Origin of the sequence: Sphingopyxis sp., assembly GCF_036402335.1 — a bacterium.
Taxonomy (GTDB): Bacteria; Pseudomonadota; Alphaproteobacteria; order Sphingomonadales; family Sphingomonadaceae; genus Sphingopyxis.
Genome location: NZ_DASWTD010000413.1, coordinates 1 through 10122, shown reverse-complemented (window position 1 = coordinate 10122; position 10122 = coordinate 1). Strand labels below are relative to the sequence as shown.

Below are 10122 nucleotides of genomic sequence, written 5' to 3'. Positions count from 1 at the left end.
GGGATCATCAGCTTCTCCGACATCCTCGGGCATTGATATGCCCATTTCTGGGAATAGCGCGACCGCGCCCTGACCCCGACCCTCCCGTGCACACGCAAGACGGGAGTTTCCAACATGCTGCATCTGACCGAAGCCGATTGTTCCGCAACGGAGGACGAGGTGCTGCGCGCGATGTTCGCGGCGCGCAAGGACGTGTTCGTCGACCTGCTCGGCTGGGACGTTCCAGTCCTCGCCGACCGGTTCGAAGTCGACCAGTTCGACGACGAACATGCGATCTATCTCGTCGTGACCGACCCCGCGGGCCGGCATCTCGCCTCGGCGCGGCTGTTGCCGACGACGCGGCCGCATATCCTCGCCGATCTCTATGCGCCGCTCTGCGACGGCGAGGTCCCGCGCGGCCCCCGTATCTACGAGGTGACGCGTTTCTGCCTCGACCGTCATATCCGCGCGAAGAAACGCCGGTTCGCACGCGACCGGCTGGTCATGGCACTCGCCGCGTTCGCGCTCGCCGAGGGTATCGAGCGCTACACCGGGGTCGCCGAGACGGGCTGGCTCGAGCAGATCCTCGCCTTCGGCTGGCGCGCCCGACCGCTCGGCCCCGCACGCATGGTGCGCGGCAGGAAGCTCGGCGCGCTGACGATCGAGATCGACGACGACACGCCGCGCCTGCTCGCTGAAGCCGGCATCGGCGTGCGCCCGGCCCAAATACGGGAGCCGCAGCATGCGCTCTGAAACCCTGCGAGCCGCCGAAACCAGTCTCGGCAAATGGTCGACCGAACTCGCGCGCGAGGGCTATTGCGTCGTTCCCGACGCCGTCCCCGAAGCACTGGTGCGGCAACTTGACGAGGAACTGCGTCCGGACTTCGAGGCGACACCGTTCTGCGAAGGCGGCTTCTACGGCACGCGCACCAAGCGGTTCGGACGGCTTCTCCTGCGATCCGCTCTAGCCGATGCGTTCGTCCGCCATCCGCTGATTCTCGGCATCGCCGAAGAAATGCTCGCGCCCTGGTGCGAGCGCATCCAGCTCAATCTCACGCAGGCAATCGCGCTCCACCCCGGCGCGCTGCCACAGCTTCCGCACCGCGACCAGGACATGTGGCGCGGCGCGATCGGCGAGACCGAATATCTGGTCAACATAATGTGGCCGTTCACCGACTATCGAACCGACAATGGCGCGACGCTGATCTGGCCTAAAAGCCACGCGGCAGCAGCGCTCGGCCCTGCCCCGGCAGACAATCCCGTGGTCGCCGAAATGGCACCCGGGTCAGCCCTGCTCTTCCTCGGCTCGACGCTTCACGGCGCGGGCGAAAACCGGAGCCGTGACATTCGCCGCGGCATGATCGTGAGCTACTGCCTCGGCTGGCTGAAGCCTTACGAGAATCAATGGCTCGCCTATCCACCCGAGGTCGCGCGCCACTTCGACCCCGAGCTGGCCGCGCTCGTCGGCTATAGCCAGCACCGGCCCAATCTCGGCAATTTCGAAGGACAATGCCCCTCGGTCCTGCTGGGCGATCCTATCCCCTCGTGCATCGGCGCAATCGATGCCTTGCGGCCCGACCAGCAGGGGCTCGTCGAAGCCTTCGTCGCGGAGCAGCGGCGCGGGCGATGAACGCCGGCGTCACCTCGGAGCGCGTCTACGAGGCGCTCAAGGCCCGCCTGCTCGGCGGCGATGTTCCGCCGGGCGAGCGGCTCGAACCGAGGAAGCTCGCGGCGACGCTCGCGAGCAGCGTGTCGCCAGTACGCGATGCGCTGCACCGGCTTGCCGGCGAGCATATCGTCGAGATGCGCACCGCCGAGGGGTTTCAGCTGCCGCTCGTGACCGAGCCCGCGCTGCGCGATCTCCTCCAGTGGAACGGCGCGCTTCTTCGCATCGCGCTGCGACGATGGCCCGCCGCCGCGCCCGGCGAGGTCGAACCGCGCGCAGAGGAGGAATATGCCGTTCGTCTCCGGACACTGTTCGGCCTGGTTGCCATGCGCTCGGGGCTCGCAGAAGTCGGCCGCCAGGTCGCGGCGGCGAGCGACCGGCTCAACGTCGCCCGCATCGCCGAGTATTCGGTCGCCCCCGAGGCCGAACGCGATCTGGCCGATCTCGGCGCGCTGGTCGGGGCCGGCGATGCACCCGCGATCGCACGCGGCATCGCCGCGTATCACCGGCAGCGCATGGCGCTCGTCCCCGCAATCGTCGAGGCGATCTACCGGCGCGCCTGAAGCGCGATTATAGCCCGGCAATATTCGGTGTATCGCAGGCGTATAAATTTCGGATAGCCGCGCCGCTTTCCTAGGCTTCCCCGTGCCGCAATTCCGCGGCATCGAGGAGAAGCCTCATGAAACCCGACTATGAACCGTCCGACCTGATCGATCTCGGCGCTGCCAGCGTCGAAACGCAGGGACCGCCCGATTTCCAGATCGAGCTCAGCGCTTTCACGCAGGTGCGCGAGGGCATCAGCGACGAGGACTGACAAGGGTGCGGGCGGGCTCAGGCCCGTCCGCGCTTCTGGAGGCGGACGATGAGTGGTTTCAGGATGCGCGCCGGCATCTCGCATCGCAGCTTCGCGGGCTGCGCGATCCTCCTCGACACGGGCCGCGATCGCTATTGGAAGGTGGACGCCGGAACCGCCTTCGCGCTCGACTGGGTCGCCGGACGCCAGGCCGGTCCGGTAGATCCCGGATACTTGGGCCGGCTCGAACAGCTCGGCCTCGTCGAGCGGCGCCCCCCGGGCGATCCCGTCATTGATCCCACGATGCCAGCCACTCCGCTCGCAAGCGCGATCGAAGGCGAAGGACCGCGCCGACGCTTTGACCTGGCCGAGGCGATCGAGGTCGCGCATCTGGCCTTCGCAGCGCACCGCACGCTCCGTCGCCATTCGCTCGCCTCGATCCTCGCCGACGTCGAACGTTCGCGCGGGTCCGCTGCATCGGAGATCGGCGCCGCCGATCTCGCGCGGCGCTTCGACCGTTATCGCCGCTTCGTCCCGCTTGCCCCTCAATGCCTGCCCGATACGCTCGCCTTCCTGCGCTTCGCCGGCCGCCGCGGATGCTTTCCGACCCTCATATTCGGTGTCGAAGCATGGCCTTTTGCGGCGCATTGCTGGGCGCAATCGGGCGACGTCGTGCTCAACGACGCGCTCGACCACGCGCGCGCTTTCTCTCCGATCCTCGCGCTATGACGCCGGCCCGCTTCCTTGCTCTTATCGACCCCGCCGGTTCGGATGTCGCGGCCCGGCTCAAACGGCGTGCCATCGATTCCGGCAAGCTCGCCCCCGTCTTCGATCGCGGCCCGCTCACGGTGCTGACGGCGGCGGATACGCGGCACGTCGAGGCCAGCGAGCGGGGGCTCATCGTCGGCGACCTGTTTCGCGCAGCGAGGTCGGCCCGTGCCGACATGCGGGATGGTGATGCGATCGCTGCCAGCGGAATCGTGCCAGTAGATCGCTACTGGGGCGACTATGTCGCTCTCACCCTGTCAGCGGACGAGCGAAGCGTCGCCGCATTCCGCTCGCCCTCGGGCGGCGTCCACGCCTTTCGCATCCGGCGCGGGCCGCTCGTCTGCATCGCGTCGCACATCGAATATCTGCTCGAGCCCGGCCCGGTACGTCCAGCGATCGACTGGTCGTCCGTCGCGCATCATCTCGCCTTCGCACACCTTCACACCGGCGCGACCGGCATATCGGGCATCGACGAGATCCTGCCGGGCGAATGTGCAATGGAGCACGAGGGACGATCTGAACGTTCGACTCTCTGGTCGCCATGGGCATTCACGACGCGCGAACGCCGAGCGGCCACCTTCGAAGACGCCGCCGCGCGAGTGCACGACGCGGTGATACGTGCGACCGCAGCGCTCGTGCCGCCCGGCGGCAAGGTCGCGCTCGAGCTCTCGGGCGGGCTCGACTCCTCGATCGTCGCCGCTGCGCTCGCGGCGGCCCAAGCCAACGCTGTCGCGCTCAACCTCGCGACGCCGGGCGCCGAAGGTGATGAGCGGCTTTACGCGCGCGCCGTCGCCGAGCGCACGCACATCCCGTTGATCGAGACGCTCGTGGAGGGTGATATCGATCTCACCGAGGTCGCGCCGCGCGTCGAGGCCCGCCCCGGGATGCTCGCGATGCTGCGGCTCGCCGACAGATCCTTTGCGCTGCGCGGCCGCGAACATCGCGTGGAGGCCTTCATCAATGGAACCGGCGGCGACTGCGTCTTCTGCTCGCTCGGCACCGTCGCTCCGGCAATCGACCGGCTCCAGGCGCACGGAATGACCGTCGGCCTGGCAACGACAATCCGTGACATTGCCGCAGTCCATGGCGATAATGTCTGGACCGTCGCGCGCATGGCGCGCCGCCGACGCCGCCGCGGGCGACCGGTTCCCATCTGGAAACGCAACCGGCACTTCCTCAACGACGCCCTTCTGCCCGCCGCGCCGGATCATCATCCATGGCTCGACGAACCCGAGGGTGCGCCGCCCGGAACCCGCGCGCACATCCATGCAATCCTCGCCTCCTATGCCCATCTCGAAGGCTATGGTCGGCACGCGGTGGCTCCGTCGCTCTTTCCGCTCCTCTCGCAGCCCGTCGTCGAGGCCTGCCTTACGGTTCCGACCTGGCTCTGGGTAGCGGGCGGCCGCGACCGGGCAGTTGCCCGCGAGGCATTTCGCGGTGATTTGCCCCGCGCCATCATCGAGCGGCGAACAAAGGGCGCCATGGATGCCTTTTGCGCCCGGACCTTCGAGCTCAACCGCCCAAAGCTCCGTTCATTCCTGCTCGATGGTTTGCTCGCGGGCGCGGGCCTCCTCGATCGGGGCACGATCGAAGCCTGCCTTGCGCACCCCCTCGCCAATCGCGACCAGCTCTTCTACCGGCTGCTCCCGATCGTGGATACCGAGGGCTGGATACGCGGCGTTGCGGGCGCCCCATCCTGAGCGGCTCCCCGCATCGCCTGCCAGCGCCGATACTGCTCGGCCTTCGCCGGATCGGGATCGACAAAACCCTGCAACCAGAAGCGGAACCAGTCGAGATTGCGCGCATAGATCGCCGCCTTGTGCTTCGGCTGATATTTGAGATGAGTCTCCTCGGGAAAGGCCCAGAGTTCGACCGGCTTGCCCGCCTGGCCAAGGCGCGCGGCGAGTTCGACGTTGAAGCGGAATTCGCGTTCGGGAAGCTGCATCAGCAGCGGTGCGCCTATCTTGTCCGTCGCGAATACGGGCGAAAGCAATTCCCAGCGCGCCGGATCGTCTTCGGGGCGGCCGATGCCCCAGACCTGCTTGAGGAGCGGTGGGATCAGGCTGCCCGGCAGTGCATTGAACCAATAATAGGCGGGCGAGAGCAAGGTATTCCCGATCGAGATCGCCGCAAGCAGATCGCTGTTCTGCGCGATCCACATCGTGGTTTCGCCGCCGAAGCTCACCCCGCCCATGCCGACGCGCGACCGGTCGACGATCCCGCGTTCGGCCAATATCCGCACTGCTTCGCCGACGCCTTCCTGCCCGATCCGATATTGTTCGACCGGATTCGCGAGCCCGGCACGCATGGGAACGCGATCGATACAGAGCACCGCGATCCCCGACGCCGCCAACTGGCGGAGCGGGAATTCGTCGCCGACGCCGCCGCGCAGATATCCGTCACAAAGATAATAGGTGACGAAAAGGGGCAAGCCGGCCTGTTCGCCTGGGGGCAGCATCAACTGTCCGGTGAACGCCTGCCCCGACGGCCCCGACCAGTGCATCGCCTCGAACTGCAACGTTCCGGGCCGGGCGAGGACCCGATTGGGATCGGCGAGCGTGGTCACCCGGCCCGAGGACAGTGCGACGCGAACGAGGCGCGGCGGTTCGTTCGCGTCGGCCGCGACGCAGTAGATCGCGGCGGCATCGACGGCGCAGCCCGCCCTGTCACGACCGCCGCCCCAGCGTCCGGCCCCGCCGGCAATCCGGCGGACTTTCCCGTCTCCCGGCGTCCACAGATGGAAGACTTGCCCGCCCTCGCGATCGGAGGACAGGAAGACGACTGCGTCACGCCCGCCTTGCCAGGCGATCCGGCCAATCCGCCGCCGGCACTGCGGAGACGCGCAATCGATCTGCCGGCCGTCGGGGCGGCGCACGGAAAGCCGCGAGACAAAATCCTCGCCGGTGACAAGCGCGTCGCCGCGGCGATCCCCCGATCGCGCTTCGGCGGTGACGGGCCTCGGGTTACCGATATCGGGCGAGCGCGGCGTCTCGGCGATCAGCGTGGCTTCTTCCGGCGTCGCCTCCCGCATGGCGCCTGTTCGAAGATCGAGCAGCCGATAGGCGGATGGTGCATTCGCGAGCAGCGTCCCGAAGGTGAACCAGCGGCCTGAAAAACGATCGCTCGCGAGCCGTCCCTCGATCCGTGCGCCGCGATAAAGCGGACGCGCGGGATCGACGCGTGCATCGACCAGGACCCCTTCGTCATATTCGCGCTCTTCGGCCTCCTCGATCGCCGCGCGCGTCGCCCCGACCGAATAGACGATCGTATCCGGTTTCGGGCCGAGCGCGAAACGCCGGACGTTGGCGGCGTCGCGGGTCAGCGCCTCGCTTTTCGAGCCGTCGGCTTCGGCGCGCCAGATCTGCACCTCGCCGCCGGCCACCTTGCGGAACAGGATCGCGCGCCCGTCCGCCGACCACACCGGCGGCTCGGTCGCGAGTTCGCCGTCGCGGCGGTTACCCTCCCCGGCGTCGGCGATCCGCCGCGGCGGCGCCGACCCGTCGGTCGGCACGATGTACCAGCCGAGCGCGAAATCATTCGCCGCGACCGACGCGCGCTCCATGCGAAAGGCGATCGACCGCCCGTCGGGCGAGATAGCGATGCTCGACATGTCGGTGATCTCGACGAGCTCGCTTATGCTCGGTCCGCTACCAGCCGAACCGGGGAGGACCGAATCGGCCCTGGATTGCCCATGCTCGACCGGAGCGGCGGCGGCAAGCAGGACGGCCGCAGGAAACAACGCGCCTACCATGTCTTCACCAGCTGCAGCGCGACGAGCCGCCCGACAGGACTCGCATTGTCGGGATCATATCCCGATGCCGAGAAGATATTGGCATTTTCGACATAGGGCGGCTTGCGGTCGAACAGGTTCGAGACGCTGAGCGCAAGCCGGGTGCCCGGCACAAGCCTGTCGAGATCGTAGGCAAGTTGCACATCGACGGTGGTCCAGCTCGAGACCCGCGCCGCCGGCAAGACCGACGTGTTATGATAACCGTTCACAAAGTTGACGAAGGACGCAACGCTCCACGGTCCATTCGATAGTGTCAGCCGCCCGCGCAGACGCAGATCGACCGGATTGCCCGTCGTCGACACGACATTCTCGGACGGCGCGGTCGGGGTGATGCGCTGGCGCTGGCGAAAGATCCACGCGCCGCTCACGCCCGCCGCGACCGCGCTCTTGCCCTCGCTGAAGCCGTAGCCGAGATCGAAATCGAGCCCGTTCATATGCACCGACGAGAGATTGAGCGTGCGCCCGTCGACGATCGCGCGGATCGCGCCGGCGGGGATGGCAAACGGGTTGCGGAAATTCCCGTCGCCATAATAGCGCGCGAGAAGATCGGGTGACGGATCGTCGGTGATCAGTGCTTGGTAGAGCGCGCGATTGGTTAGAAACGACATATAGTCGGTCGCGAGATTCGCGATCCGGTTCCGGTAGCTGATGTCGAAATAGCCGATATCGAACCGGAGACCCGGCAGCGAAGGTGGAGCATAGACCGCGCCGAGGGTCCAGGTATCGGCCTTTTCGGGTCCGACCTCGGGGTTCGAGCCGATCAGCGCGAGCACGTTCGTCGTGCCCGTCGGTGACGCGGGATCGGGAACCGGCAGCGGGATATAGGCGGCGGTTCCGCGGCCCGTCCGAATGTCGGCGAAACCCGGCGCGCGGAACGACTTGCCCCAGCTTCCGCGTAGCGCGAGCCCGCCGCCGATCTTCCACGTCGCGCCGATCTTCGGGTTGGCGGTCGTGCCGAAGTCATCGTAGCGCTCGATCCGCCCCGCGAGCGACAGGTCGAACCCCTCGACGAGCGGAATATGCTGCTCAGGCCCCACCAGCGGCAAGGATACTTCGGCGTAGCCCGCCGCCACGCGCCGGTTGATCGGAAATCCCGCCGAGCCGCCATCGACCGGCGCGGGCGAGCGATCATAGTTGAGCGAGCTCGCATTGTAGCGCTCCCAGCGAATTTCGCCGCCGACCGCGAGCCGTGCGGGGCCGCCCGGGAGCTCGAACAACGGCCCGTCGAGCTTCAGCGCCACCGACCCGACGCGCGACGTCCCTTCGCTCTGGTTGAAGCCGCGAACCCGTTCGACCGTCGCGCGCGGCGTAACCGACCCGTCGCCGAACAGGTTATAGGCGGTCGCCGGGTCGAGGTCGGCGAGCGCTTGGCCCAAATGATAATAGTTCGGGATATTGATCGAACGATTTCGCTCGCGCTGAACGCCATAGGAGCCGCGCAGCTCGGCGCGCCAGCGCCCGACCGTCGCCTCGAGCCCGGCGTTGCCGCTCCAGGCGCTGACATGGGCGAGCCGCTGCTGCGGCCCCAGATCGCTCGTGAAATCATAGTTGACCACGACCGGCTTTCCCGTCCCGATCGGATCGACGTAAAAGGGATTGTCCGGCCGCACGATGATATTGCCATAATTATCGGGCGTCACCCGAAGAACGCTATCGCGCTCGGCATAGAAGCCCTGCGCGGTGAACCGTAGCCAGGGCGCGAGCGATTGGGTCAACGACGCGAAAGCGGCATGACGCTCTTGCCGCGGCAATATATCGCTGTTCGCGCGCCCGTCGGCGAGATTGGGCTGTCCCGCGAGAAGGTCGCTGGGCGCGAGGTTCGATCCATCCTGCCCGCGCGGGATACCCCAGACCGATCCGTCGGCGGCGATGATCGTACCGGGGTTTGCAAAGCTCTTGCGATAGTCGGGGCCGCCGAAGGCGCGCAGATCCTCGGTGACATAGGCCCGGTCCGACGCGGCAAGATTGCCGCGCCGATAATATTCATAACCGAGCGTCAGATGGCCGCTCGACCAGCCCGCCCCGACGATCTGGCCGAACTGCCACTCCTCGAAACCCTTGGCCGAACCGAAGCGCGCGCGCGTTTCAGCCCCCTCATAATCGTTTCGCAACCGGACGTTCACCACCCCCGCCACCGCATCCGAACCGTAGATCGCCGACGCGCCGTCGGCGAGGACCTCGACGCGTTCGATCGCCGAGGCCGGGATCAGCGAAAGATCGACGAACATCCCCGACACGCCGCCAAGGGCCACACGATTGCCGTCGACGAGGGTCAATGTCGAAGTCGCGCCGAGCCCGCGCAGATTAACGCTCGACCCGTAGCCTAGATTGGCGTTGCTGTTGCCGCGCAACGTGAAGCCGATCGTCCCCTCGTTAAGCCCGCCCCCGAAATTCTGCGGCAGCGCCTGCACGATCTGCTGGGTCGTCGCATAGCCGCTCTGCTCGATATCGGCGCGGTCGATGGTAACGACGCGGGCGCCGGCGGGCGGGGCGCCGCGGATGCGGCTGCCGGTCACGACGATATCTTCGTCCGGGACGGGATCGCCTTCTCCTGCCGCCGCGGCCCGCGCGCGCCGGATAGCGAGCCCCTGCCCGGCGGGGACCGCGACCAGGCCGGTGTCCCGCAGGAGCACCGCGACGGCCTCCTCGAAGCTGTAGCGCCCGTCGATCGCGGGAGCGCTCCGGCCTGCGACAATATCCGAGGACATGCTGATATTGCGTCCGAACTGCGTACTGACGATGCGCAGCGACGCGCCGAGCGATTGCGCGGGCAGCCGCACCTGCTGGCTGGCCGGCGGCGGCGTCTCGCGGGCCAGCGCCGGTGCGGGCGCGAGCACCGCTGCCGAGCCCATCAAGAAAGTGAGTAAATCCCCGTTTCGCATCATCGTCTCCCGATCGAGCGGGCACCTTGCGTGCCCCCTTCGACCGATGAGACGTCGATCGCGGAATTAACCCTGTGACTTTTTCACAGACCCCCGGATGGTGGTGAGCCGTCCGGCGCGGCGGTACGCAGCACGAAGCTTCCATCGGCGGCCGCTTCGACCTCGAGCCCGAAACTCGCCGCGAGCGCGTCGGCGAAGCCGCGCGGATCGTCGCGCCGGAACGTCCCCGACACCCGGCGCGCGG

Annotated in this window: 8 protein-coding genes; 6 read left to right on the top strand and 2 right to left on the bottom strand. The window is 67.4% G+C overall.

All coding sequences use genetic code 11. The features are described from left to right. Positions 1 to 114: 114 nt before the first annotated feature. The 6 genes from VGD20_RS13535 (at position 115) to VGD20_RS13510 (ending at position 4906) form a co-directional block, all read left to right on the top strand. Complete coding sequence (locus VGD20_RS13535; protein WP_331134956.1) at positions 115 to 732, top strand: acyl-homoserine-lactone synthase; 618 nt, start codon at positions 115 to 117, stop codon at positions 730 to 732. Beyond that, positions 722 to 1609, top strand: coding sequence for a phytanoyl-CoA dioxygenase family protein (locus VGD20_RS13530; RefSeq protein WP_331134955.1), 888 nt, complete (start codon positions 722 to 724; stop codon positions 1607 to 1609). Before VGD20_RS13535 ends, VGD20_RS13530 begins: the two co-directional genes overlap by 11 nt. After that, the gene (locus VGD20_RS13525) at positions 1606 to 2208 is read left to right on the top strand and encodes a GntR family transcriptional regulator (protein WP_331134954.1); all 603 of its coding nucleotides are present in this window, start codon (positions 1606 to 1608) and stop codon (positions 2206 to 2208) included. The genes VGD20_RS13530 and VGD20_RS13525 overlap by 4 nt, the downstream gene beginning before the upstream one ends. Before the next feature lie 116 nt (positions 2209 to 2324). Further along, positions 2325 to 2459 (top strand): benenodin family lasso peptide, encoded by a 135-nt coding sequence (locus VGD20_RS13520; RefSeq protein WP_331134953.1) that lies wholly within the window; start codon positions 2325 to 2327, stop codon positions 2457 to 2459. A 48-nt stretch (positions 2460 to 2507) separates the two neighbouring features. Beyond that, on the top strand, positions 2508 to 3167 hold the full coding sequence (locus VGD20_RS13515) for a lasso peptide biosynthesis B2 protein (protein ID WP_331134952.1): 660 nt from the start codon (positions 2508 to 2510) through the stop codon (positions 3165 to 3167). Continuing rightward, positions 3164 to 4906: an asparagine synthase C-terminal domain-containing protein gene (locus tag VGD20_RS13510; RefSeq protein WP_331134951.1), complete on the top strand. Its 1743-nt coding sequence runs from the start codon at positions 3164 to 3166 to the stop codon at positions 4904 to 4906. The genes VGD20_RS13515 and VGD20_RS13510 overlap by 4 nt, the downstream gene beginning before the upstream one ends. Here VGD20_RS13510 and VGD20_RS13505 read toward each other — a convergent pair. Together VGD20_RS13505 and VGD20_RS13500 are read right to left on the bottom strand one after the other, a co-directional pair. Then, positions 4840 to 6957, bottom strand: a complete 2118-nt coding sequence (locus VGD20_RS13505) for an Atxe2 family lasso peptide isopeptidase (RefSeq protein WP_331134950.1) — start codon at positions 6955 to 6957, stop codon at positions 4840 to 4842. The two genes, VGD20_RS13510 and VGD20_RS13505, sit on opposite strands and share 67 nt — an antisense overlap. Next, positions 6951 to 9848 carry a TonB-dependent receptor gene (locus VGD20_RS13500; protein WP_331134949.1) on the bottom strand — a complete coding sequence of 966 codons (2898 nt, stop codon included), beginning with the start codon at positions 9846 to 9848 and terminating at the stop codon, positions 6951 to 6953. Before VGD20_RS13500 ends, VGD20_RS13505 begins: the two co-directional genes overlap by 7 nt. Between the last annotated feature and the right edge of the window lie 274 nt (positions 9849 to 10122).